This window comes from Suipraeoptans intestinalis (assembly GCF_034091795.1).
In the GTDB taxonomy this organism is placed as follows: Bacteria; Bacillota; Clostridia; order Lachnospirales; family Lachnospiraceae; genus Suipraeoptans; species Suipraeoptans intestinalis.
The window spans coordinates 84,459-108,626 of the sequence record NZ_JAXFXH010000004.1; the positions used below are offsets into that span (position 1 = coordinate 84,459).

Below are 24,168 nucleotides of genomic sequence, written 5' to 3' on the forward strand. Positions count from 1 at the left end.
CCTCTTCGTTGTCTTTTTCTGGTCTCCCCTTCTGATTTCACAGGAATCCTTCCAAGCCCCACAGCAGGCTGTATCCCATCCATAAAAAGGGATAAAAGGGAATACACATCTCTTTTTTGAATCCTCGTCTTGCCATACAGATTCCTGCCCGGATCCCTAGAAAAAAGAAAGCCAGCAGCAGCACCTGAAGCAGGTTCCATCCTCCCAGATAGATCCCCATTTCCAAAATACCTATACTGTCTCCATATCCTATCTGTTCTCCCGTGACTTTGCTGAGCAGCAGGCAGGCGCTTCCCACTGCGCCGCCTGCCAATGTTTGCCCATCCGGTCCCTCTCCGATGCAAAAGCACAAAGCCAGGACTCCACCTATCACCAGCAGACTTGTGGGAACCTGCTTTTTCTTATAGTCGAGCACTGCCAAGATCCCCAGCAGTATGCCGCATACACATTTGTCTAATTCCCACATCTGGAGCATTTCCTCCTTCCCCTTGCCTCTGAGAGCGGGATGGAATAAACCGTCCTTTTCAACCCGCTGCAGGATAAGGACCTGTGATATCTGTCTCCCGTAGTGGTAATATAGCAGGCCTTTCCTTTTTTCTTACAAATAGGACAGGCATAATACTTGCCTCCACTTTCATTGCGTAGCCCGGAAATCTGACTTTTTTCTACCTGTCGTATGGAAAGATCCAAATGGGTGCAGTTGGGATCCTTATGGTACACCAGCCCTGTTTCCGTTACATACACCACCTCTTCCCCGTCCATGTCTCCTCCCGCCGGTTCATAGCCTACCCATCCTTTTATTTTTATATGTTCCGTCAACAGGATCGGCGGAATGTGAAATAGGGGGATCGGAATCTTCACCTTGTATGTTACCTGCAGTTTTCCGATTCCAGTCAGCGGAGAAAGAGTCGATCCGCTACAATCAATGCCGCTGCTGCCGCCTTGCAGGATGCTCCCGTCCAGCCTTGATCTTCCGACGGATTCCACAATATCCGCCTCTGCCTTTCCCGGATTCAACAGGGGAATCTCTGCCGCCTCCTGCATCGCATTCCTGCCGGCATATTGAAGCCCTTCCCGTACAGCAATCTGCAGACTCATGATCTCCAGCAAATAGAGGAAGGTGATGACTGTGATCAGAAAGAGCGGGGCGGCACAGGCTGCTTCTAACGTCATTGCACCCCTGCAGGAAGTAAGCCCGGGTACCCTCCCGGCAAATTTAGAATAGAGAGATTGTGAGGGGAGTTTTTTTCTATTCACGTACGGATCCTTCTCCTTTCTTTTCTTAATTTCAGGTTTGTTTTGGGATGTATTTCAGACTGCCGGGAGGGTACCCGGGCTTACTTCCTATCGATATCCATATTCTGTTTCAAATGTATAACGGATCCCTCTCGGGAGCATCGCCTTTGTCTTTATCTGCAGATCCGAGATACAGAAATCACTTCGGAAGAAGGACTGTCCCAGTCGTCCTTTCATATTTCCTTCTATCATGTCCAATGCTCTCCAGGGAAGTTCTTTTCTTTCCTTCAGGTAAAGAACTGCTCTTAAATAGCCTTTATAAGTCTGTCCTTCTCCAAAATCCTGTCCCTCCAGGCGATCTTCCTCCGTTCCCAGCTTTAAAAGCTGACTCAACTGCAGCTGCCAGGTGGCCTTTGTCTTAACGACAGGTACCTTTCCACCTCTTAGCAGAGTTCTCAGATCCATGATCGTCTCCCCATAGGCCCATGCCAGAAGAATCAGCTGTGCCGCTGCCTCTGTCGCCACCGGAACGGCAAGAGCTGTACACAAAGCTGCTGCCATCCCTTCTGCTTCTGCCCGCATTTCTCCGTCTCCCTGGATATACAGATAATCGGCGACAAATCGAAGCTTTTGGATCGCCTGTACTGTCTTTTTCAGATTTTCCCTGTCCTGAGGCTCCCCATAAAGGATATATTCCAGTTCATAGTCCAGCGCCCCGCCTCCTTTTGTCTCTGTCATTGGCGGAAACTTTTCCAGCAGGTATTCTTTAAACAGGATTTCATCCAGTTTTTCCTGACGTTCCGAAAATCTTCCATACCCCTTGTTCACTGTTCTGCCCTGCAGCATTTCTTCTTTTTTCAGGCACTTCTCAGAAATCTGCTGTTCTCTGGGCATCACCAGCTCCAAAAGCCCTTTGCTTTTTATCTGTTTCATGTGGGTGATGGGGTTTTCCTCTTTTTCCAGATCTGTCTTTTCTTCTGCCAGGATCTCGTCCAGCTTCCTTTCCGACTGGGTTTCTGTTTCCACGATTCCCTTCTCTTTTCCCTTTTGTGTCTCCCACTGTCCTTTTTCTTCTGTCAGTCTCGGCAAATCTACAGGAATCTTGGCCTTCATATACTCCGTTGCCTGTCTGAAAAAAGGAGCGCCTCCTTCCTCTGTCAAAAAGCGGATCCCCGATATCTCCTGCGTCAGGTTCCCTCCTGCATACCACCGGATCCTATCTAACACTTTTGCTTCTTCGTAGGCTCCCGTTTCGTAGGTTCCTTCCAGGCCAAAGATCCCATATTCCTGCAGCAGCTCTTTCTGATATTCTGCGAAAGAGCATTCCATTCCTCTGTTCACATCTGCCCGCTTGCAGTTTTTTGCCGCCTGTACGGAAGCGCTTTCCAGTAATGCGCCTATCAGTCCAATAAAAAGAAGAAGCACCAGACTAAGATATACCGTTATCGAACCCTTTTTCATCAGATTCCCGAGCTTTCACTGACGATTTTATTAAAGATAGACTCTACCAGACTGGTCAGCTGTGATTTAAAAATAATCACCAGTCCGATAAGTACCACCAGGATCAGGATCACTTCCACTACGCCGATCCCTCTTTCCTCCTGCAGTGTCTTCCATAGTCTTTTGATTCGCTTCATATTTTTCCTCCCTCTTTTACACGAAACTCTCTGTTGTACCTTGCTATATCTGTAAAGACAAAAAGGCAGGTGTCATCACAATGATCAATACGGTAAGCAGCATCAGGAACATGGGCAGCAACAGCTTTGTGGAGGCTTCCTCTCCGGCTTTCCTGGCCCTCGCTTTTCTCTCTTCAAACGCCTGTACCGCCTCCGCATGCAGCAGACCTCCAAGTCCCTGCGTCCCTTTTTTCAGATTCTGTGAAAGCAGGGCGCCCAGCCTGAGATACTCCTGGGTTCCGCAGTTTTTCCCAAAGTCTTCATAACTTTTTCCTTCGGTCTTTCCGCTTTCGATCTCCCGCAGCGTTTTTTGCATCTCTCCGTAAACATATCGAGGCTGTCCCTGTCGCTTTCTTCCATACGCCACCAGCCTCCATGCCCGCTTGGTCGTCATTCCGGCGCCTATATAGACGGCCAGCTTGCTGAGGATCTCCGGATAATCCAGCGTCATCTGCCGCTTTCTTTCTTTTTCCTTCTCCCTCCTTGTCTGGTACTGCATTCCGTAAGCCAGCCCGCCTGTCAGAACTGCCATTCCTGCCAACACCAGTCCTCTTGACTCTCTTTTGGGATAGTAGTCCACCCGCCTGCCGCCGATCTTCTCCGGCAGCCAAAATACCTTTTCTTTCCGGTTTTCCCCCTCCCTTTTTTCCACAGCATACGCTATGTCCTGCTTTCTTTGTCTTCTTTTGTCCGATACCGGAGGGACTACACGCACTGCGCGGCGGTACTCCATCTGCTCTTTCCTGTTTCCCGTATAGATGATCCTGGCTTTCAACGCCACCGGTTTTCCTTTGCTTCCCATTCCCTTTGTCTTGATCCTTCCCCTTGCATCTATGATCTGAAAATCTTCTGTCGTCCAGCTGATCTCTACCGGTTCCCCCGATATCCTGTTCATTAGGTTCAGATCATACTCGATCTGCTCCGGATTTTGGTTCTTCCCCAGCATTTCGGACTCGATCCGTTTTATGACTCTGGAAAATAGTTTTTTTATTTCTTTTTTATCGTAAATCCTTTCTGAGACTGCCACTTTTACCGGATATCGAGCCCTCTCCCCTTCTATCCTTACTTCCCATTCCCGTAGCTTGCTTCCATGCCCTCCTTCCTGCCGCAAAACCTTTTTGGATATCGCCGTTTCAGACCTTCGCCAATCACCGGCAAAAACAACCAGGCCTCCCACAAAGAGCAGTCCGCTCAGGAGAAGCATCAGACTTCTATTTCTAAGATCTTTGTCCCGATGCAGCAGGCTCCTAAATAAAGCGCCAGGCAACCTGTCATCACCCCTTTCCCTAAAACGCTTCCGTATAGTCCCTTCAAAAACTCCGGAAAGCTTACCGTCATATATGCGATCATCCCATAGGGGATCATCGTCATAACCTTTAACTCGTAGGTTTTGGCAGCCAGGATCCCGTCAATTTCCCTCTTTACTTCTATTTTTTCTCCGATCTGGCTGCCTGTGTCCCGAAGGATCTCCAGCATTCCGGCTCCACTTCTCTTAGCCGCTCCCAATACCTCCGCAAACGTATTTACATCATCGGTTCGGACTCTGTCGGCCATCTCTTTCCATATATCTTCCACCGGCATCTGAATGTTCAACTGCCGGATCATAATATTCAGCTCTTTCTGAATCCTGGTATGTTTCCCATAGAGGACTTTTATCTCCTTTTGTACCTCTTTCATGGCATTCTCCAAAGAATATCCCGCCATCAGGGAGGAGGACAGCATCTGCAGCAAATTTTGAAACTGCTTTAAAAATTCTGCTTCTTTCTTCTTTTCCAGCTTTTTTATCCCTTCCCTCATTCGGATGATCCAAAGAGGCGTCAGAAAAAGAATCGCCCAAAGGCTCCTGTAATACAGCCATGCCGTTGCCGTTACGATCCCCATGCTCTTACCCGCCAGCCTCAGGATCTCCCTCTGTGTCACATCCTGCCGCCAACAGCTTGTCCTGAAAAACCAGGTCGTGTACCTTTTTCCATTCACCTTCTATCCGCCCTTCCCTTTCTCCTTTTTCTTCATAGCAAAACAGGGGCTGCAGCAGAATCCTTTCCTGCTGATATCCGATCACTTCTGTAATCTCCAATACCTTTCTGCTCTTATCTCTGAGGCGCCCTACATGGACGATCAGGTCGATTCCGGAAGCAATCTGCCGTTGGATGGCAGAAAGCGGCACTTCCATTCCCATCAGCACCATCGTCTCGATCCGGCTCAGCATATCTTCCGGACTATTGGCATGTCCGGTGCTGAGACTGCCGCTATGCCCTGTATTCAGTGCCTGCAGCATATCTATCGCCTCCTCTGAGCGGATCTCTCCCACGATAATTCTGTTCGGTCTCATGCGAAGGGCAGATTTGATCAGATCCCGGATCGTGATGGCTCCCTTTCCTTCCAGATTGGCATTTCTTGCCTCCAGACGAACCAGATTTTGGATCCCCTGAAGCCTCAGCTCCGCGTTATCTTCAATAGTAATGATCCTTTCATCCTTTGGAATGTACTGCGACAATGCGTTTAAAAAGGTAGTCTTTCCCGATCCGGTCCCTCCACTGATAAAAATGTTATAACCTGCTATCACCAGCTTTCGCAGAAATCTGTCGATCTCCGGGCTGACAGAGCCCCACTTGATCAACTGCTCCATTGTGATCCCCTGTTTTGAAAACTTTCGTATCGTGACCGCAGGCCCATTGATGGCCACCGGATACAGCACCACATTAACCCGGGATCCGTCCGCAAGCCGCGCATCCACAATGGGTGAAACTTCATTTACGACCCGGTTGGATGCCGACACGATCTGCTGGATCACGTCCTCCAGCTTTTCCCTGGAGGCAAACCGCTTATCCGATAGAAAGAGCTGCCCTGCTTTCTCGTAAAAAATGTGCTGCGTTCCATTGATCATCACCTCCGTGATCTCGTCATCCTCCAGAAATTCCTGAAGGATATCCAGTTTGCGGAAGGTATTAAATAATTCTCTGCCCAGATCTGTCTTCTGCTGCAAAGTCAAATGCTCCTGCTCTGACACCTCCTGCAGCACCCGGTAGATCAGGTCGGTCAGCTCCTCGTCTTCCGGATCTCTCGTCATATCCAGTTCTGCCAGGATCTTTGCATATAGCTGCTCTGCTTTGGACATCCGTCCCTCTCTTTCGTATCATTTTGTCCTGTATGTCTTCGTAACCCAGTTTTTTCAGTTCCCAGTCCATCTGTGCCAGTTTTTCTGCTCCCTCTTCTCCCACCGGCACATGGATTTCGGTACATAGTCTCAGAAGCTCATACACCTGCGTCAGACCAGGATCTATATCTAGCACAACCGCTTCGTACAGGCTGTCCTTCTCGATCTGTGACAATAAAAGCTGCCATGTTTCCTTCGGAACATTCTTGATATCCTCCGAGACCGATACCGGTCCCAGATAATCCAGATCCTCCAGATGCCCTGCCATGGTAGATAAAAATCTTCCCAGATTCCCTTTTTCCTGACGGATGTAGTACAGGGCATCCCCTGTATTTCTTCCCTGGGAAAATCTGCCGTTCCGCCCTCCATACACTTCCATGTTGATATATAGGGTACTCCTGTCCCGGCTTAAACGTTTCCCCAGCTCCAGGGCATATTCCGTCTTTCCCGTCCTGCCAACGGGAGAAAAGACTCCCAGGATACGGATACTTCTTTTCCCTGCTGCCGGAAGGAACAAAGCGTCTCCCACCTTTCTTTCCTCACAGCAGTGCAGGATTGCTTCCCATATCCTTTCTCCCGGCTGATAGCGAAAGACTCCTTCCTCATGAGGCAGCAGCTCCTCTCTTCCGGTCTCCTGCAGCACACAGACCACCAGTTCTGAAAATTCCTCTCTTTTTTCTTTCTCAAAAAAACTGCTGATGATCAGCAGGTCAATGCCCGCCTGCTGCCGGATCTCCCGGATCCCTGACAGTTCCTCACAGAGCTGTATCTGAAAAGACAGCTCCTTTCTTCCACCGAGAAATGATGCCAGCGCTTTCCCGTAGCCCTCTTCTTCATCACAGATGATCAGCCGCTTTCTCTGCACATATTCTCCCTCCTATCCTCCCACATTTTGAAATTGCCTTTTGGAGTCTTCCGGCATCGCATTTTGAAACTGGATGTGTTGAAACCTGACTGCTTTTAAAAACAGTCCGTTCCCTGCAAAACAGAATTCTTTATAGATTGTTTCAATTGAAAAAAACTGCCGAATTGGCAAGACGATCAGATCGTTTGATACAAGCTAAGATTTGCTTGTAGGGAGATTATATAACCGCACTTTCTTCTTGTCCATCCTTTTTCTAAAAATCTTCAAATTTTGTGCAGTTTGTGTAGTCTGTCTGGTGGCAACAAGGGAATCTTTCCTCTATAAAACCCGCACCTTCTGCTGTCTCTCCCTCAAGGGTTCTTGTCAAAAATAAGGGCATTCCCCTTTTGGTTCCGTCACTTTCCCGTAACTTTCCCTTTGAAATGCCCTTATTTGCCGTCCCTTGTCCGAAAGAATTTTTGCAGGTTTCTGTAAAGATCTCCCAGGCAGACAGCCAAATGTATTCTGTTTTTTTGCAGGAGCTTTACCGCCAAATGGTAGTAAAGATTCTGGTACTTCCCCGGCGACAGCGCTTCCTTTTTCTCTGTTTTCTCCAGGATCCATCGTATGTCCGCATCCCTCAGAAGTTTTCGGTACTCCCGGATCCTGTGCCGCCGTGCGGGAAGCTTCCCCAAATTCGTATTGATATGCAGCAGCACCCCCAGCAGATAGATCCGCAGCTCTTTTGTAAACTCTGCCGCTTCCTCCCGGTATCCTGCCATCTGCCGGATCAGTTTTTCCTCTTCCAGAAAATGTTGCCCGGAATATGTCTGTGTCGTAGAACCCGGAGTTTTCCGATAATAATACAGCGCCTCATCCAGCGTCCGTACCTTCCTGCTTCTGCCAAGATACTGCAGATTAAAGCAGACATCTTCTCCTATCCGGAGCTGTTCCGGGAATTGTATCCCGTTTTTCCGGATCACGTCCAGCCTGTACAGCTTGGCGCAGCTGATGGCAAGAGACGCGCTTTGGAGCGTAAAACATTCCCGGATTTCTGACTGTCCGGCTGTCTGATCCAGCGTCGCCCTCAGGATCTCTTTTGCTTCAAAATCTCCTACCCTGCCGGTCAGCTCCCTGTCTTTTTCTCCTCTGTGGTAATTAAAATACAACGCATCTGTCTCCTGCCCCAGATAGGGGCGAAGCCTTGCGATCGCTCCCTTCTCCAGATAATCGTCTGAGTCCACGAAGCAGATCCATGTCCCCCTGGCCTTTTGGATCCCAAAATTTCTGGTGTGGGAAACGCCTCTGTTTTCCTTTCGATAATACCGGATGCACGGGTGTGCCTGCGCGTATGCCCTGCAGATCTCCTGGCTTTTATCCACAGATCCGTCGTCGATACACAGGATCTCTACCTCCGGATCCTCCTGCCGCAGCAGCTTATCCAGCAGTTCTTTCAGGTACTTTTCCGCCCCATATACCGGTATGACGATGGATATTTGTTCTCTTCCCATTTCCCGCTCTTTCCTGCTTTCTGCCACGTTTGTCCATCCTCTTTTCTCTTCCATCTCAGGGTACAAAGACCATGACTTTTCTTCTGCCTTTTACAACGCCTCAATAAAGTCTATGACCATTTGATTTATTCTATGATTATTCGACTGAAATTTCTTTGGATGAAATGTTTTGATTTCTTCTATTGCCCTTTTCAGTTCTTCTTTCTTTTCCGCGCTTAATACATACCCTTCCCTGGTAAGTGCATCCCGAAGCTCCAGCTGATGATCGTCCACATGCTCCTTGTACCGTTCCCTTCTGGGAAAAAGGATTACTTTTTTCCCCAGTTTTAAAAGAGGAATCACACTGCCTGTCCCTGCATGCGTAATGACAAACTCCGCTTCCTCCATATACTTCTGAAAGGCTTCCCGGCTGATCAGATGAAAGCTCCTGTAATGTCTGGGACAGTAATCTGTACTTCCGATCTGTGCCACGATCTCCTCTCCCTTTAAAACATTCTCTTCACATAATTCATCCAGTAAGCGCAGCAATCTGTCCAGTTTATATTCTGTCGCTCCCACACATACCAATATCAATAGATCCACCCTCCATACACTGACCCCGGCGCCAGCTTTAACAATTCCTCCCATTGTACAATAAACAGGTCCGTATACCTGTGCAGCAGCTTTGCCGTTTGATTCAAAGACTTCATTCTTGCAAAGCTTTCAATATAAATCACCTTTTTTCTGAAAAAATGAGCATACAGACAGGTGGGAATCGCCACCCCCGCCCCTGTTGTGATCACTACATCCGGTCTTTCTTTAAAAAAAATAAAAAGCTGCTGAATGGCTGTCCCGATAAATCGAAAGAAAAATTGAACCCGCTTTTTTCTGTAAAAATCTCCCACCAGGTACTTTTTCTCCCGAAAAGCCGCTGTGCTGGCATTTTTCGGCACGATATAATAATGTGGATATTTTTCTGCCACCTCTTTCAATTGCCGGATCTGTTCAAAATGTCCGCCGGAAGACGCAATAAAGCAGATCTTTTTTTCACCCTTCATTTTGCTTTCCTTTCTCCTAATCTCTCTGGAAGATATCTCTCGTATAAACCTTGTCCTTCACATCATCCAGGCAGGTATCGTACCGGTTTGCGATAATGGCATCCGACCGCTCTTTAAAAACAGTCAGGTCGTTTACCACGCTGGCGCCGGAAAACAGACTGCCTTCCCTGAGGGAGGGCTCGTACACGATTACCCTGACGCCTTTTTTCTGGATCCGTTCCATGATCCCCCGGATAGCAGAATGGCGGAAATTATCGCTGTTACTTTTCATGGCAAGTCGATACACACCGACAACGCCTCTTTCCTCTTGTTCCTGCTTTGTTCCCCTTTGCTTCGTGCCTGCGCCTTCTTTCTCTTCCTGATATCCCGCCAGCTTCAGCACCTGCTTTGCAATAAATTCTTTTCTGGTACGATTGCTCTCCACGATGGCTGACATCATATTTTGAGGAACGTCCTCATAATTTGCCAAAAGCTGTTTCGTATCTTTCGGGAGGCAGTATCCTCCATAGCCAAAGGAAGGATTGTTGTAATGGTCTCCGATCCTGGGATCCAGGCAAACACCCTGTATGATTTTTTGAGTATCCAGCTGCTTACTCTCACAATAGGTATCCAGTTCATTGAAGTAGCTGACCCGCAAAGCCAGATAGGTGTTTGCAAACAGCTTGACTGCTTCTGCCTCCGAGGCTCCCATGAAGATCGTGTCCACTTCCTTTTTCACAGCGGCTTCCTGCAAAAGATCGGCAAAAATGGCGGCCTGTTTCCCGGCCGGCCCCTCTTCCTCTACGCCCAAAATGATCCTGGACGGATAAAGATTATCATAGAGTGCTCTGGACTCCCGCAAAAATTCCGGACAAAATATCAGATTTTCTGTCCGAAACCGTTTTTTAGCTGCATTGGTATAACCCACCGGAACGGTAGACTTGATCACGATGGCCGCTTCTTTGTTGCACGCCAGAACCGTTTGGATCACTTTATCCACCGCCGAGGTATCAAAATGCAGGGTCGCAGTATCATAATTTGTGGGAACTGCCACCACCACAAAGTCCGCAGCCCCATAGGCTTCCTCCGGCTGCCAGGTCGCCCTCAGATGCAGCCTCTTCTCTGCCAGATATCTCTGGATTCCCTCATCCTGGATAGGCGATCGCCTCTGATTGATCGCATCCACCTTTTCCCGGACAATATCCACCGCTGTTACCTGATGATACTGATAAAGCAAAATGGCAACAGATAGCCCTACGTATCCGGTTCCCGCCACTGCGATCCTGTACTGCTTTTCCATCTTTCTCTCCGTTCTGCCGCCTTTTAAACTACGGCATCAAGTATTTTTACATGGATCCTTTTCCGCTGATCATCACGCCCACCGTCTGCAGGATCAGTCGGAAATCCAGTTCCATGCTCCAGTTTTCAATATACTCCACATCCCACTTTACGACTTTTTCAAAATCCGTCACTTCACTTCGTCCGTTCACCTGCCAAAGTCCTGTCATCCCTGGTATGGTCGCCATTCTTGCCCGATGGTGCTTGGAATACCGCTCCCACTCCTCCACCAACGGAGGTCTGGTGCCTACCAGAGACATCTCGCCTTTCAGCACGTTCCAGAACTGTGGAAATTCATCCAGCGAAGTTTTTCGTATAAAACTTCCGATCCCTCTTCCCGGTCCCTTGTAGTTTCCAATGATCCGGGGATCATCTTCCACCTTGAACATCAGGCCTTCCTTGTTGCGGTTCTTTTTCAGCAGCTCTTTTTTTCGTCCTTCTGCATCCAGATACATGCTGCGAAACTTGTATATTTTAAATCTTCGTCCATTTTTTCCTACTCTCTCCTGGCTGAAAAATACAGGTCCGGGAGACTGGATGTAGATGATGGGTCCAATGACCAGCAGCAGTCCCAGGGTGATCAGGCATCCCACCGTACCTCCCAGGATGTCTATGGCTCTTTTTACCGCCGCCTGCCGGGAGGTGATCACATTGGCGCTATATGTCAGCACGGTATAGGAATTCATCCGCTCCACCAGCCGCTTCCCCAGAAAATCATTTTCCTCCATTTCCGGATGATTGCAGTGTACGGTGACTCCCATCTTTACACACTGGGCGATCAGATCCTGATACGCTTCCTGCCGCCCTGCAAGATGTAAAAATATTTCATCCACCCATTCCGTTCTGATATATTCCAGAACTGTGCCCATCTCTGCCACCACCGGGATCCCCTGGATCTGCTCTTCCTTCTTCCCGTCGTCTGTCAGGATAATCCCCCGGATCCGGAATCTGCCGTAGTTGTTTTCCCGGATTCTTTGAATCACAGTATCTGCCAGCTCTCTCGTTGTAAGGATCAAAAGAGAGTGCTTTCCTATCTGCTTCTTTTTTTTGTGAAACAGCCGTCTTTTCCACAGGCTCCGGACGCCATAAGTCAGCGCCAGGTAGATCCCTCCTGTCAGGATCCAGATCATCTTGCAGTATTCATCTCCTATTCCCGCCAAAAGCAGGTAGGCCGACAGCATCAGAAAGATCAGCGCCGTGTTCTTGAAGGTAGCTTTCAGTTCTTCGTAATAGCCTCGTTTCAAGACATTCCGGAAGGTTTCAAAGAAGACCGTCACAAACACCTGGAGCAGAAGAAGGACCAGAAACATTTTCCAATACGCCTGCTTTCCCACTGTCCTGCTCCAATCTCTGCCATGCAGAAAAAAAGCCACGGCAAAAGAAAGTCCCAGACAGATCTGATCCAACATGATAAAGTCTATGTGCTTCATCCATCCGCTTCTTGCTTTGGAGTACATCTTCTTTCTCCTCTCCTGTTCGGCTTCTCCCGCTTTTTATCTTTTCTTCCCACCGTTTTCTTCGTTCTCTGCCTGCCGGGATGCTGTGTTCCTTCTGATACAGCGAGCGCCCCTATCCTTTCACCCGCAGACCGCCTGTAACATCGGCCTTGAAAAACGCTTTGTTCTGCGTATATGCCCTGTTTCTCCTATTGATCTGACAGATCTACATTCGCCTGGCCGCCCGCCTTTACGGCAATCTCGTCGCTGTATTTCTGTGCCTGTGAGGAAGGAAGATAGTTCTCCTCCTTCTGCAAAAACAGGTGCAGCTTTGCATTCATTTCCGTCAATGTAACCGGCGCTTCCACCCAGGCTCCTTCTATGATCCCACCATAAAACACCTGTGGAAACGCATTCATTTCTTCTACCTGATATTCTGACAGTTGCTTCATTCTTTTTAACAGATCTTCCGCAGAGAAATTGGTACGGACCCCTTTTCCCAGCCTTTCCAGAAGCTGTCTTTTCTTGTCTGCCGAAAGAGACTTTGCCTTTTCAAACAGTTGAAACAGAACCGTCCTTTGCCTTTCCGTCCGCTTATAGTCGCCGCCTTCTGTATACCGGATCCTGGAAAAGGCAACTGCCTGGGTTCCATCCAGCACATACGTCCCCGCTTTTTCGATCTTTCCGGAAGATGTTTTTCGGATGGTGTTTACTTCTTTGATATAGGAATTGATCACATCCGCTTCTTCCTCGTCCAGCGTCTGCTCCACTCCCCCCACAGCATCTACTGCCTCTGCCACTCCCTGAAAGTTTACCGTCAGGTATTGGGAGACCTGCAGATCAAAATTCCTGTTGACCGTATCCACTGCAAGCTCCGGGCCTCCGTAAGCATGGGCATGTGTGATCTTTTCAAATCCATGCCCTTCGATCCATACCAGGCAGTCTCGGTACACGGATGCCACCCGGATCGTCTTCTTTTCGTGATCCACCTGAACCAGCATAATGGAATCGGACCGGGTGCCTTCTCCCAGCTCATTTTCCCTGCTGTCCACTCCAAAGATGGCAAACATTTCCGATCCTTTCTGATCCTCTTCCTGCTCTCCCTTTTCCTCGGAGCGTTTTACTGTTACCTGCTTTCCTTTCGTTTCCGGGGAAGAAGGGGTGTCTTCTGCTTCTCTCTTTGCTCCCGCTGTCTTTAGCAGATAGCTTCCCAACAGGATCCCTCCCAGCAAGGCTACTGCTATTGCTGCTGCCGCTATTCTTCTTCGCCGTCCGGATGCTTCTTGCTTTTTCATTCTCCTCTTCCCTTATTGTCGATTCCATACTGGCCATAGTAGCTGCCATACCCATGAAATCCCTTCTTTACCTTATTCAGCACCACGCCCAAAATCTTTACTTCTGAAAGTTCCAGCTGCCTGATCACTCCCTGCAGCAGTCGCCTTCCCGCTCTTTTCTGTTCCACCACAAGGACTGCCCCGTCGCATTTTTTTGCGATCAGCGCAGCGTCAATGGCAGCCCCCAGCGGCGCGGTATCGATCAAAACATAGTCGAAGGTTTCCCGTCCAAACTCTATCAATCTTTGAAAATATTCTTTTTCCAGGATTTCCGTAGGATTGGGCACTGTCGGTCCCGCAAAGACCATAAACAGTCCGGAGACATCCGTCCCGTACAAAACTTCTCCAGCCGGTCTCTGTCCCGACAGATAATGAGACAATCCCAGCAGCTCCCCTTTGTTTACTTTGACCCGCAGGCGCCCTGCCAGCACGGATTTTCTCATATCTGTATCGATCACCAGAACCTTTTTCCCGGATTCTGTCAGGGATCTGGCCAGCTCTACCACGACCGTACTCTTTCCTTCATCCGGCATGGCGCTGGTAAACAGGATCACCTTCTTGTCATCTCCACAAAACTGAAGATTCGTTCGCAGCGCTCTCAAAGATTCCTGCCACGCATAACTCTGCTTTTTGATTTTTTCTAATCTTACCGTCTGCATTCCTGCTCTCCTATCCCTCGTCCGGTTATCTCTTTCGATAATTCCGTCTCCTGTCCGCTTCTGCCTCTTCCTCCGGCAGCACGCCCAATATCTGAAGTCCCAGCTTCTTCTGAACGTCTTCTTCCGTCAGGATCGTATCGTGGAAGATAAACGGAAGGACAATCGATACCACTGCCAAAAGAAATCCCAGCAGCCCGGCTATCAGTGTATTCCTTTTTATGTTTGGTGCGGCTGGATTTTCGTCCGCATACCCGTACTGAATGACGGAGGGTGCATCCTGTCCCATCTTGTCGGAAATAAATCCGGCAGACAGATCTGCCAGTTCATCCGCAATGGCCTTTGCTCTTTTAGAGCTGGTGTCTGTCACTGTAATTTCCAGGATCCTGGAATCCTGAGGATTTGTCACAGAAATCCTCTCCTGCAGGCTCCGGTAGGTTTCCTCCAGCTTCAGGTTTTCTATCACCTGCTCCAGCACCGGCCGTCCGGTTATCACCACTTTATAATCATTTGTCAGGTTCGTTCCCATCTGTAGATCTGCCAAACTGGTAATAGACGTACTCTTTGTAAATACATATAAAAGAGAGGTAGACTGGTAGCGGGTTTCCATCAGAAATTTACTGGCTCCAAATCCGATTCCTGCCGTCAGGATCACCAGGATCACAATTCTCTTCCATCTTGTCACAAGCTCCATCGTCAGTTCCAGCAGATTGATTTCCTGCTCCCCCTGATCCCGTCTCTTCTCTCCCATACCTGTCCTCTTTCTTCCAAAACGCTTATCGATTCTCTAAAATCTCCTGAGGTATCCTTTCCATCAGATCCCCCGCATACATCTCTCCGTATTTTCCTGCAAGATAAGTGCGGCACTGTTTCATATGATTTCTGCGGTGCTTTACTCCATGTGTATCACTGGCCACAATATCCGCCACGCCTTCTTTCAGCAGCGCTCTGCAGATCCCTTTACAACTCCAGCCGTGCTGTCCGATCACAGATCCTGCATTGATCTGGATCCGTCCCCCCAGCTCCCTGAGTTTTTTCAAAAATTCTGTATCCTTACAAACTCTGTGATAACGCTCAACATGCGCTACTACCGGGATGTAGCCATGAGCAGTCAGATTCCCGCAGCTTCTCCACAACTCTTCTTTTGTGATATCGTGAGAATACTCTACCAGAACATAATCCGACCCGGCCAGTGTGATACACCGTCCCTGTTGAAGATACACCAAGAGTCTGTCATCTCCATAGCATTCCATACCCGGAAATAACTCTATTCCCAGTCTGTCCCCTATTTCTTTCAGTCTATGAAACCGTGCTTTCATAGACTCCTGGCGGTATATGAACATTCCCTCCCGGTAATGCGGAGTACAGATTATCTTTTCAACTCCCTGTGCCTTTGCTTCCTGCAGCAGTTCCAGGGATTCCTGCCATGTTTTTGCGCCATCATCCACTCCGTATAGTAAATGGCAATGTATATCTATCATTTCATCCTCGTCTTTCCCGATCTGCCCGTTTCTTTCCCTTCTTCAAAATCATCAGACAAGAAAAGGGAACCTGTCGTTTTCCTGTTCCCTTTTCTTAGCAAGTTCTTCTATTATGTGGGTATTCTGTCATACGGGATTTTGCTTTATTCTATCTGATTTGCGTTTTTTAATCTGTTCGCCATCTTTGATGTCTCTGAAAACACTTACATCCGCTCTGTATCCGTCCTGTAAGTTTGTCATTTTATACCCTATTTTCTCCGGTGTCAAGGGTTTTTGCCCGCCTCTCCTTCGTTTTTATTACCCACCCTAAAAGTAGGTAATAAAGGTCAATTCTGCACCTGGTTTTTCTTGATGTTTTTTGCCGTCATCTGTGCCCCACAAACGGATGAAACCGGAACTGCTGCCAGGCAGGCGATCCCCCCAAACAACATCACCGACAGATCCTGAAACAAAAATTTAGAGTTCAGGATCGTCTCCACTGTATATTTCCCGGTCTTGATATAGGCAAACAGCAGCAGCGATCCTCCCAGATAGGCAAACAGCAACGTATTGACTGTGGTGCCCGTAATCTCTTTCCCGATCCGCATTCCTGAAAAAAACAGCTCCTGTCTGGTAAGCTCCGGTCTGTGGACCGCCACCTCATGCACTGAAGATGTAATAGAAAGCGCCGTATCAAGAACGGCTCCCAGCACGCTTAGCAGGTTGATGCAGACTGCGATAGAAAGCATACGGATCCGCAGATCCACATTATAATAATACATCACATCCTCCTGTATCGCCTGGATCTCATTCAGTCCGCCCCCGTTCATTTTCCATACCACCAGATACACTGCCGGAAGCAACAGCAGCATGACTGCCGCCGTAGCTAAAAATGCCGCTCCTGTTTTCTTATTTTTTCCATTTTGTTTGATCAGCGTCAGGTAACTGATCACGGTCCCTGCCAGAAAGGTAAGAAGGATCGGCGGAAATCCTCCCGCCAACAGAAAGATCGTCACTGTCAGTACGAAAATATTCCCCGCCAGGGTCAAAATAGAAGAGGCCCCTCTCTCTCCACCTACCGCCAAAAGCAGTACAAAAAGCACAAGTGCTAATATCCCGATCATCCACTCTTCCTCCTTCCTCCTGCTTTCATAAATATAGAAGCTACCAGGATAGAAACCGGAATGGTCAAGACGATCCCGATGCTTTCTATGAGGAATCGGCAGATCTCGTAGGGAATATGCAGTTTCACGATCGTCAGGAATCCCACTTCATTATTCATGCGTATTAAAAAGGTCGGGATCAGACCACAGCCAAACACAAACAGCAGTACGTTCATCATGGTTCCCATAATATCATACCCGATCTCTCTTCCAGACCGAAACAGCTGTCCAAACGACACATCCGGCTTCTTTTGGACGATCTCCCCCAATGCACTGGAAATAGTCACCGCCACATCCATGATGGCCCCCAATCCCGCCAGCATGATCTCTGCCCGAAACAGATGGTCCGGATCGTCCAGGCTGCCCAAATATTCCATCGTAGAATAGTCGAAGCCTTCTGTATGCGCCGATAGCAGATCAAACAGTCCCATGATGCACCCCAGCACGCAGAGCACAGAAAGAAGCGCCGCCCATGTTCTTTTGTGGCATCCGTTCAGGATCAGCAGCGTTATCGCTGCAAACAAAACGGCCATCAAATTACAGATCAGCAGGATATCTCTCCCCTTCAGATACTGTGAAAATCCCACTCCAAATATCAGAGCATTTCCCAGAAGAGTGGCGATCGTAAGGATTCCGCTTTTTCCTGAAACCAGGATCAGAAAAAGGAGTAATCCCCCTGCCAGACCCACCAGGTATACATCCCTTTTTAACACCTTTACTGTGCCGGACATGGAGGATGTATTCAGTCCTATCAGGATCTGATCCCCTTTCCGAAATTTCTGCGTCAACACATTGGAGTAAGTGTATTGATTTTTCAGGATAACACTTTTTCCTTTCTTTTCTCCATTTAGCAGGATTCCTTTCAGTTTTTGCCTGTAATGCTGTTCCTTTCCTCCCCGTGCTGACTCCGAAACGCCGTCTTTTTTTGTCTGTACTTCCGTGATCCTTACGATCGGCGTCTGGTACAGCCAGGCATCATTTGCTGTAAACACCAACGCAGCCAGATAGATCAGAAGAAAGCAGCCCCAATATCTTCTTTTTTTTGCCGGGAAGAAAATCTGTCCCAGCTCTCTGAAATATTCCCGTATTTTGCGCTCCATTTCCTGCCTTTCCTGATTTATCAAAACTTTCTCTGCCTTGACTGATGCTTGCCCTTACAGAAGAAAAAAGCAGTATGACGGCCGTTTTCCTGAAAGCAAGCCTGTCATCCTCCTTTTTTCTCCCGGGAGCTGCTAAAACTCCCCGTCTTCTTCCAGCAGGTGTACACCTGCCATCAGTTCCTCTTCAAATGCCTCTCTGTGATGCCTGGTAAATAGTCCGGGACCTCCTCCTGTATGAAGAAATATAATCGTTTCTCCGTTCTTTATCTTTCCTTCCCGGATCATTTCCAGGATCCCCGCAAAACACTTTCCCGTATAACAGGGATCCAAAAAGATCCCTTCCTTTCTTGCCATATAGTACACGGCTTCTCTTACTTCCGGGGAAGGCTGATTATATCCTCCCCTGACATATCCCTTTTCTATATGGAACTCCGGAAGATCTCCTGTCTCTTTTCCCAGAAGTGTTTTTACCCTTTTGTATAGGGCTCCCACTTCTTTATCTTTTTCCTCGTCAAACGGCATAATGGCGACTCCGGTCAAATGCAGGGAATTCTCCACCTCCTGCAGGCCACAGTAAAGTCCCATGTAAGTGCCTACGCTTCCCACACTGCAGAACAGCCGGGCATTTTCAAACTCTTTTCCTTTCGTCTGGGCTGCGATCTCTTTGGCACATTCATAGTACCCCAATGATCCCACTTCGTCCGAGCCTCCCATCGGAGTGTAGTAAACCCGTTCTCCCTGCTCCTCATATCGGCTGCAGACCTGTTTGATCAGTTCTTTATACTGCTCTTCTATCGGCCGTCCATTCGGTTTTTTGATGATCACTTCTGCTCCCAGAATCCTGTCCAAAAGCAGGTTGGCAGAAAGCTCTCCCGGATATTCCCCGATACATACGATCGCACATTTCATCCCGTATTTGGCTGCCGCTGCCGCCGTCAAACGCCCATGGTTTGTCTGGACTGCGCCTCTTGTGATGATCATGGTGGCATTTTGATTTCTGGCATCTTTCAGGATGTATTCCAGTTTTCGCAGCTTGTTTCCTCCAAATCCCAGATTCATCACGTCATCTCTCTTGATATAGAAGTGTACTCCCTGTTCCTTTGATATCGTTTCCAGATATTCCAATGGTGTGGGAAGATTCAAAAAGCTTTCTTTTCTGTTTGTCCAGTCCATAACGCCCTCCTTGCCTTTTACAGCCTGATACAGATTTCCCTTTCTGTTGCCTGATATGGATGATAGGATACCCCCGCTGCGTTGAACATCCGCATAGAGGCCTGTACTGCCGGAGTATCTTCATATTTGTTCTCTGCGTAGATTACTTCCTTGATCCCGCTTTGTATAATGGCTTTGGCGCATTCGTTGCAGGGGAATAAGGATACATACAGCTTTGCCCCTTCCAGACTCCCTCCCCTGTAATTTAAGATGGCGTTTAATTCGCTGTGTACCGTGTATACATACTTTGTTTCCAGCGGGTCCTCTCCCTCTCTGCTCCAGGGAAACGTATCGTCGGAGCATCCCCTGGGCAACCCGTTGTATCCCATGGAAAGGATCTTGTTGTCCTGGCTTACGATGCAGCAGCCCACCTGCGTGCTCGGATCTTTGGAACGCATACCCGAAAGCTTTGCCACTCCCATAAAATATTCATCCCAACTTATATAATCGCTTCTCTTATTTCCCATACGCACTTCCTCTTCCTGTCTATTTGGTTCCGAAAATACGATCTCCTGCGTCTCCCAGTCCCGGAACAATGTACTTGTGCTCATTCAGATATTCATCCAAAGCCCCTACATATACATCCACGTCCGGATGCTCTTTCTGAAGTCTTTCGACTCCTTCCGGCGCTGCTATGATACACATGAACCGAATGTTTTTCACGCCTTTATCCTTCAGCATCTGGATGGCTGCCACACAGGAGCCCCCCGTTGCCAGCATAGGATCTACCACAAACACGTCTCTCTCGCCGCAGTCTGCCGGAAGCTTGCAGTAGTACTCTACCGGCTCGAAGGTTTCCGGGTCACGATACAGACCGATATGTCCTACCTTTGCCGCCGGTATCATGTTCAGGATTCCATCCACCATCCCGATCCCTGCTCTCAGAATCGGAACCACCGCCATCTTTTTCCCGCTCAGCTCTTTTCCGATCATCTCACAGATTGGTGTCTTTATCTTAACATCCTGAAGCTTCAGATCTCTCGTCGCTTCATAGCACATCAGCGCCGCCACTTCCCCGATCATCTGTCTGAAATCTTTGGATCCCGTGTCCTCTCTTCTGATATAGCTTATCTTGTGCTGAATCAATGGATGGTCCATTACATAAACGTTTGACATAGTTTTTCCTCTCTCTTTCTTATAATTTTATTATATGATGGCCGGCCGCTTTTAAGAGCCGGTTCATAATAGCATTCCCAATTCCCTCCGAACCAAACGCCTCGCTGTAGATGCAGTCTGTCCCCTCTGCATCAAACTCCCGCAGGATCCGGTACAGACCGTTGGCTACGGTTGCCTCCTCCGTCCTCAGACCGATGCTTTTTACCGATCCTTTCCGGTACTGCAGGCAGGATTCTTCTGTCGCAATGATCCCCACCCGTTTTCCCTGTCTGAGATCTTCCTCTGCTCTCCGGTTGATCTCTTCTATGACGTCTTGGATCTCTCCGTCGATGACTGTCATCTCTGCCTTCGGTGCGTAGTGGCGATACTTCATTCCCGGAGCTTTGGGCGGTTCCTTGCTGTCTCCGGAAAAAAGAGTTTCATCCATCTCCACCCTGCCCACTACTTCTTCCAGCATTTCTTTTGTAATGGCTCCCGGGCGCAAAATCACCGGAGGCGTTACACTCACATCCAGAATGGTCGATTCAATTCCGATCTCCGTCTCTCCTCCGTCTATGATCAGATCCACCTTGCCCCAGAGATCCTCCCGGACATGCTCCGCACTGGTGGGACTCGGCCTTCCGGAGGTGTTGGCACTGGGCGCAGCCACATAGCCGCCCCCTTCCCGGATCAGCGCTCTTGCGAGTGCATGGGACGGCATCCTGACAGCCACCGTATCCAGTCCTCCCGTCGTTCCCTCCGGAACGGCATCTGTCTTTTCAAAGATCAGTGTCAGAGGACCCGGCCAATATTTTTCTATCACCTTTGTCGCCTCCGCAGAAATTTCCTTTGCGATCCGGTCAAGAGCCTCCTTCTCTGCAATATGGACGATCAGCGGATTGTCGGAAGGTCTTCCCTTCGCCGCATAGATCTTTTCCGCCGCCTTCTCATTAAGGGCGTCTGCCCCCAGTCCGTATACCGTTTCTGTAGGAAACGCTACCAGTCCGCCCTCTCTTAGGATCCGTCCGGCTTCCTGCAATATGGAATTATCTGTTTCCAACGTTTCTAATCGTTTCATTTTTGTTTTCATTTTTTCATTATACTATACTCTATTTCGTCCTACAAGTTTCCTTGCCCGGAAAATCCGGCTCACCTGCAAAAACCCTCTGTTTTACAAGGTTTTATGGCTGAAAAAATGTTTTTCTGTCGTTTTGTCCGGTTGTTTCCGCAAAAAAGATGCCCCGTCTGCCAACCATGTGGTCTGCAGTTCCAGGGCATCTCTGTTTTTAATTTACATATTTGAAGATCAGGTTCCAGATACTTTCACTTTCTTGTCCCAGTGCCCATGCGGCGGTCCCTGCCAGCTTATTGTCTTTCATCAGCTGCAGTCTGGGTTCGATAGATTTGTCGTTCTCCAGCCAGATCTTATATGTGGTGGTTCCGTCGCTCCAGGTGGCATAATCCTGCTTGGCTGTTTCATCCCAGGTAACCTCTGCTCCTGACTGATCCACCACTGCCTGAGCGCTGTCCATGCCTAAAGCTTCGCTGGTCACGTTCATCGTATATTCTGCCGCTTCCGTTCCCTTCTGGCTTGCCAGCTCTTCCTTGGTCTTGGCCGTCTCTTTCCACAAGCGGGTAAAAAACGGCATCCCACTAATGATCTTGTTGGCCGGAACACCTTCCTTCAGCGTCTCCTCGATCCCTTCTTTTACGAAGTTGTATGACGCAACCGATCCGGCTTCGGGAGATCCTGCATAGTGCTCGTCATATCCCATGATGACCACATAGTCTGCCACGATCCCCTGCTCTTTCCGGTTGTAATAGGTATTAAAGGTCTTGGGTACATAGTTGTCTACCGAAAGGATCAGACCGTTCTGCCTGCAGCGGACAGACAGCTCTCTTACAAATTGGATAAAGTGCTCTCCACACTCTTCCGAGATCTTCTCAAAATCCACATTGATCCCGTCCACTCCTACGCGAAGGGACTCAGAGATCAGCTGGTTGATCAGTGTCGCCCTGCTTTCTGTGCTCTTCAGCAGTTGAAGGGATTCCTCATAGGAATTGATCCCTCCGTCAAAATCTCTTACTGCCGCCCACACCTCTACGTCTGCCTGGTGCGCATAGCCGACATATTCCGTCGATGCAATGGAGTTTATGTTTCCCGATGTATCCGAAACATGGAACCAGGTAGGCGAAATGGTATTCAGTCCCTTGCTTTTTGCGATCATCTGCAGGACTCCGCTGTTGGCATCCTGGTTCGTCACGTTGTGCCATGCCATATTAATGGTATAGTCCTTGGAAATGCTGGTAAATTCAGGCTCTTCAAACTTTCTGGACACCGTCTTTTCTTCCGGCGCCCGCAGTGCGGAGGTTTTGACATAACCGATAAACCCGTCCTTCGTCCTCACTTTTTTCCAGCTTCCCTCCGTCTCTATGACCGTCACTTCGTCCTGTTTTTTCACCGACGTCAGGATCGGACTCTTCACTCCTGCCTGATAGCGTACCTGCGTGTCTTTCTTGACAGAAGCCACCGTCTTTTTTCCCCACTTGGTCACTACCGCCACACGGCTGGGGTTATCGTATACCTCATAGTCCATATTGGTATATTGCTGGACAAACTCCAGCGCAACATAAGCTGTGCTTCCCTCTGTTCTTAAAATGACGTAATCTTCGCTCTTTTTTTCCTTGGATATGGTATATTCCTTACTTCCTACTTCCACGGAAACGATATCTTTTGGAAGGGTATACAGCAAGGTGTTATTTCCCTGATCAAAGTAAAATCTGCTGTTTACATAGTCTCTGACAGTCTCGTACTGCAGGTAGACCTTTCCGTCCCAGACTTTGGCATTTGGCTCAACGACCTGGTTGTCCATTGTAACTGCCACCTGCTCCTCACTTTGAATCCCATAGTATGCTTTCAAATCATATTTTTCTTTCGTGGGGCTGTAGCGTTTCCAAAGTACCGCCGCCAGCAGTCCCAAAACCGCCAAAACCACCAGAAGAAATGCATAAATCCTCAGTCTTCTCCGTCTTCTTCGTTTCTGGTTCCTTCTGGAAGACTGCTTCCTGCCGTCGTCTCCCTGGGGCCTTCCGGTTCGCTGGACTCTTCTTTCTGCCGTCGTCCGTCCCGAAGCTGTGCGGGGTCTTCTTTCTTTTTGATCCATACTGCACCTCCTACTCGGACTCCATTATAGCAAAAGCTCTGATCCACGTCATTAATTATTTCGACATTTTCACGTTTGCGGGGTAAGTTTCTTATTTATTTGTTACACGATGAAAGCACAGCTCTTTCACATTGCCCCTTTCGTCCAAAATGTAGTCTCTCATATAGACAGTCTCTTCTCTTAGCATATGCGCCTGGACGATCTGCATGGGGCTTGCCGGATATCCGTCCATTTTCAGCTTTATATCCCTGGACTCATATCCCGTCAGCTCTTCAAACATATGCCGCATCTGCACCTCCCTTTCCATTTTTCCTCCTTTTGCCGTCGATAGCCGTGGCTGCTGTGTCCCGCGGCGGCATCGAAGGTGCTGTGACACAGTGCCCACCCGGGAGATTTCCTGAGTCGCAGCTGCTCCTACTGAAGAAATTCACGGTCTTTTTTCTCTTTTTTCTTTTTTTCCACAAAAATCCTACGGACAAGGTTTCCTCTGACATCCGACTTCCCGTCACTGTTTGATTTTGCAGATTCTGTTTCGTACTTTTTGAAAAATTGCCTGAATCGGCGTTACGGCTGCAGGTATCTGCAACGCTTGATTTGATTCGGTCTGATCTTAGAATTCAGACGATTGGTAAAAATGATAGAAACTGTCCTCCTTTACGTAAAACACAGCTATCAAAATCCATTCTCCAGTGGGGACATTATACGAGATTCTTTTTTCTTTCGCAAGCCCTCTCCTGAAATTTTAAAATATTTTTCTCTATTTTTCTCTG

24 protein-coding genes are annotated in these 24,168 nt (G+C 48.5%); all 24 read right to left on the bottom strand.

Annotated features, from left to right (window positions below; translation table 11 throughout):
- Positions 1-37: 37 nt before the first annotated feature.
- A complete protein-coding gene (locus SOW26_RS01365; protein ID WP_276959941.1) occupies positions 38-466 on the bottom strand; it encodes a prepilin peptidase in 429 nt (142 codons plus the stop codon).
- Entirely contained in the window at positions 454-1,173 is a 720-nt protein-coding gene (locus SOW26_RS01370) for a pilus assembly protein (protein WP_276959940.1), read from the bottom strand. The genes SOW26_RS01365 and SOW26_RS01370 overlap by 13 nt, the downstream gene beginning before the upstream one ends.
- 171 nt (positions 1,174-1,344) lie before the next feature.
- A complete protein-coding gene (locus SOW26_RS01375; RefSeq protein ID WP_320651741.1) occupies positions 1,345-2,697 on the bottom strand; it encodes a DUF5702 domain-containing protein in 1,353 nt (450 codons plus the stop codon).
- Positions 2,697-2,873, bottom strand: a complete 177-nt coding sequence (locus SOW26_RS01380; RefSeq protein ID WP_154477277.1) for a Flp1 family type IVb pilin — start codon at positions 2,871-2,873, stop codon at positions 2,697-2,699. Before SOW26_RS01380 ends, SOW26_RS01375 begins: the two co-directional genes overlap by 1 nt.
- 43 nt (positions 2,874-2,916) lie before the next feature.
- On the bottom strand, positions 2,917-4,089 hold the full coding sequence (locus SOW26_RS01385) for a hypothetical protein (RefSeq protein WP_320651742.1): 1,173 nt from the start codon (positions 4,087-4,089) through the stop codon (positions 2,917-2,919).
- 26 nt (positions 4,090-4,115) lie between these two features.
- A complete protein-coding gene (locus tag SOW26_RS01390; protein WP_276959937.1) occupies positions 4,116-4,832 on the bottom strand; it encodes a type II secretion system F family protein in 717 nt (238 codons plus the stop codon).
- Positions 4,798-6,030: a CpaF family protein gene (locus SOW26_RS01395; RefSeq protein ID WP_320651743.1), complete on the bottom strand. Its 1,233-nt coding sequence runs from the start codon at positions 6,028-6,030 to the stop codon at positions 4,798-4,800. The genes SOW26_RS01390 and SOW26_RS01395 overlap by 35 nt, the downstream gene beginning before the upstream one ends.
- 1,332 nt (positions 6,031-7,362) lie before the next feature.
- Positions 7,363-8,451 (bottom strand): glycosyltransferase family 2 protein, encoded by a 1,089-nt coding sequence (locus tag SOW26_RS01400; protein WP_320651744.1) that lies wholly within the window; start codon positions 8,449-8,451, stop codon positions 7,363-7,365.
- A 63-nt stretch (positions 8,452-8,514) separates the two neighbouring features.
- On the bottom strand, positions 8,515-8,997 hold the full coding sequence (gene pssE, locus SOW26_RS01405) for a PssE/Cps14G family polysaccharide biosynthesis glycosyltransferase (RefSeq protein WP_276959934.1): 483 nt from the start codon (positions 8,995-8,997) through the stop codon (positions 8,515-8,517).
- Entirely contained in the window at positions 8,994-9,461 is a 468-nt protein-coding gene (pssD, locus tag SOW26_RS01410) for a PssD/Cps14F family polysaccharide biosynthesis glycosyltransferase (RefSeq protein WP_154477248.1), read from the bottom strand. The genes pssE and pssD overlap by 4 nt, the downstream gene beginning before the upstream one ends.
- Positions 9,462-9,477: 16 nt before the next feature.
- The gene (locus SOW26_RS01415) at positions 9,478-10,740 is read right to left on the bottom strand and encodes a nucleotide sugar dehydrogenase (RefSeq protein WP_320651745.1); all 1,263 of its coding nucleotides are present in this window, start codon (positions 10,738-10,740) and stop codon (positions 9,478-9,480) included.
- Positions 10,741-10,786: 46 nt separating this feature from the next.
- The gene (locus SOW26_RS01420) at positions 10,787-12,235 is read right to left on the bottom strand and encodes a sugar transferase (protein ID WP_276959932.1); all 1,449 of its coding nucleotides are present in this window, start codon (positions 12,233-12,235) and stop codon (positions 10,787-10,789) included.
- Between the two features lie 188 nt (positions 12,236-12,423).
- Positions 12,424-13,509: an LCP family protein gene (locus tag SOW26_RS01425; protein ID WP_320651746.1), complete on the bottom strand. Its 1,086-nt coding sequence runs from the start codon at positions 13,507-13,509 to the stop codon at positions 12,424-12,426.
- Positions 13,506-14,207, bottom strand: coding sequence for a polysaccharide biosynthesis tyrosine autokinase (locus SOW26_RS01430; RefSeq protein WP_154477235.1), 702 nt, complete (start codon positions 14,205-14,207; stop codon positions 13,506-13,508). Before SOW26_RS01430 ends, SOW26_RS01425 begins: the two co-directional genes overlap by 4 nt.
- A gap of 25 nt (positions 14,208-14,232) precedes the next feature.
- A complete protein-coding gene (locus SOW26_RS01435) occupies positions 14,233-14,955 on the bottom strand; it encodes a YveK family protein (RefSeq protein ID WP_154477233.1) in 723 nt (240 codons plus the stop codon).
- A gap of 25 nt (positions 14,956-14,980) precedes the next feature.
- The gene (locus SOW26_RS01440) at positions 14,981-15,685 is read right to left on the bottom strand and encodes a tyrosine-protein phosphatase (RefSeq protein ID WP_320651747.1); all 705 of its coding nucleotides are present in this window, start codon (positions 15,683-15,685) and stop codon (positions 14,981-14,983) included.
- Positions 15,686-16,011: 326 nt separating this feature from the next.
- Positions 16,012-16,788: a YibE/F family protein gene (locus SOW26_RS01445; protein WP_320651748.1), complete on the bottom strand. Its 777-nt coding sequence runs from the start codon at positions 16,786-16,788 to the stop codon at positions 16,012-16,014.
- Positions 16,785-17,927, bottom strand: coding sequence for a YibE/F family protein (locus SOW26_RS01450; RefSeq protein ID WP_320651749.1), 1,143 nt, complete (start codon positions 17,925-17,927; stop codon positions 16,785-16,787). Before SOW26_RS01450 ends, SOW26_RS01445 begins: the two co-directional genes overlap by 4 nt.
- 132 nt (positions 17,928-18,059) lie before the next feature.
- The gene (locus SOW26_RS01455) at positions 18,060-19,100 is read right to left on the bottom strand and encodes a 1-aminocyclopropane-1-carboxylate deaminase/D-cysteine desulfhydrase (protein WP_320651750.1); all 1,041 of its coding nucleotides are present in this window, start codon (positions 19,098-19,100) and stop codon (positions 18,060-18,062) included.
- A 17-nt stretch (positions 19,101-19,117) separates the two neighbouring features.
- A complete protein-coding gene (locus SOW26_RS01460) occupies positions 19,118-19,606 on the bottom strand; it encodes a deoxycytidylate deaminase (protein WP_154477191.1) in 489 nt (162 codons plus the stop codon).
- Positions 19,607-19,625: 19 nt separating this feature from the next.
- Positions 19,626-20,255: a uracil phosphoribosyltransferase gene (gene upp, locus SOW26_RS01465; protein WP_154477189.1), complete on the bottom strand. Its 630-nt coding sequence runs from the start codon at positions 20,253-20,255 to the stop codon at positions 19,626-19,628.
- A 19-nt stretch (positions 20,256-20,274) separates the two neighbouring features.
- Positions 20,275-21,312 carry an L-threonylcarbamoyladenylate synthase gene (locus SOW26_RS01470; RefSeq protein WP_276959928.1) on the bottom strand — a complete coding sequence of 346 codons (1,038 nt, stop codon included), beginning with the start codon at positions 21,310-21,312 and terminating at the stop codon, positions 20,275-20,277.
- A 208-nt stretch (positions 21,313-21,520) separates the two neighbouring features.
- Positions 21,521-23,398, bottom strand: a complete 1,878-nt coding sequence (locus SOW26_RS01475; protein WP_320651751.1) for a glycosyl hydrolase family 18 protein — start codon at positions 23,396-23,398, stop codon at positions 21,521-21,523.
- A 91-nt stretch (positions 23,399-23,489) separates the two neighbouring features.
- On the bottom strand, positions 23,490-23,705 hold the full coding sequence (locus SOW26_RS01480; RefSeq protein ID WP_276959926.1) for a hypothetical protein: 216 nt from the start codon (positions 23,703-23,705) through the stop codon (positions 23,490-23,492).
- Positions 23,706-24,168: the final 463 nt, after the last annotated feature.

Bases quoted from the DNA above. Each gene is read 5' to 3' on its own strand.
- SOW26_RS01365 (WP_276959941.1), bottom strand. From the start codon at position 466: ATGTGGGAATTAGACAAATGTGTATGCGGCATACTGCTGGGGATCTTG.
- SOW26_RS01370 (WP_276959940.1), bottom strand. From the start codon at position 1,173: ATGACGTTAGAAGCAGCCTGTGCCGCCCCGCTCTTTCTGATCACAGTC.
- SOW26_RS01375 (WP_320651741.1), bottom strand. From the start codon at position 2,697: ATGAAAAAGGGTTCGATAACGGTATATCTTAGTCTGGTGCTTCTTCTT.
- SOW26_RS01380 (WP_154477277.1), bottom strand. From the start codon at position 2,873: ATGAAGCGAATCAAAAGACTATGGAAGACACTGCAGGAGGAAAGAGGG.
- SOW26_RS01395 (WP_320651743.1), bottom strand. From the start codon at position 6,030: ATGTCCAAAGCAGAGCAGCTATATGCAAAGATCCTGGCAGAACTGGAT.
- pssD (WP_154477248.1), bottom strand. From the start codon at position 9,461: ATGAAGGGTGAAAAAAAGATCTGCTTTATTGCGTCTTCCGGCGGACAT.
- SOW26_RS01415 (WP_320651745.1), bottom strand. From the start codon at position 10,740: ATGGAAAAGCAGTACAGGATCGCAGTGGCGGGAACCGGATACGTAGGG.
- SOW26_RS01420 (WP_276959932.1), bottom strand. From the start codon at position 12,235: ATGTACTCCAAAGCAAGAAGCGGATGGATGAAGCACATAGACTTTATC.
- SOW26_RS01425 (WP_320651746.1), bottom strand. From the start codon at position 13,509: ATGAAAAAGCAAGAAGCATCCGGACGGCGAAGAAGAATAGCGGCAGCA.
- SOW26_RS01430 (WP_154477235.1), bottom strand. From the start codon at position 14,207: ATGCAGACGGTAAGATTAGAAAAAATCAAAAAGCAGAGTTATGCGTGG.
- SOW26_RS01435 (WP_154477233.1), bottom strand. From the start codon at position 14,955: ATGGGAGAGAAGAGACGGGATCAGGGGGAGCAGGAAATCAATCTGCTG.
- SOW26_RS01440 (WP_320651747.1), bottom strand. From the start codon at position 15,685: ATGATAGATATACATTGCCATTTACTATACGGAGTGGATGATGGCGCA.
- SOW26_RS01445 (WP_320651748.1), bottom strand. From the start codon at position 16,788: ATGATCGGGATATTAGCACTTGTGCTTTTTGTACTGCTTTTGGCGGTA.
- SOW26_RS01450 (WP_320651749.1), bottom strand. From the start codon at position 17,927: ATGGAGCGCAAAATACGGGAATATTTCAGAGAGCTGGGACAGATTTTC.
- SOW26_RS01455 (WP_320651750.1), bottom strand. From the start codon at position 19,100: ATGGACTGGACAAACAGAAAAGAAAGCTTTTTGAATCTTCCCACACCA.
- SOW26_RS01460 (WP_154477191.1), bottom strand. From the start codon at position 19,606: ATGGGAAATAAGAGAAGCGATTATATAAGTTGGGATGAATATTTTATG.
- upp (WP_154477189.1), bottom strand. From the start codon at position 20,255: ATGTCAAACGTTTATGTAATGGACCATCCATTGATTCAGCACAAGATA.
- SOW26_RS01470 (WP_276959928.1), bottom strand. From the start codon at position 21,312: ATGAAACGATTAGAAACGTTGGAAACAGATAATTCCATATTGCAGGAA.
- SOW26_RS01475 (WP_320651751.1), bottom strand. From the start codon at position 23,398: ATGGATCAAAAAGAAAGAAGACCCCGCACAGCTTCGGGACGGACGACG.
- SOW26_RS01480 (WP_276959926.1), bottom strand. From the start codon at position 23,705: ATGGAAAGGGAGGTGCAGATGCGGCATATGTTTGAAGAGCTGACGGGA.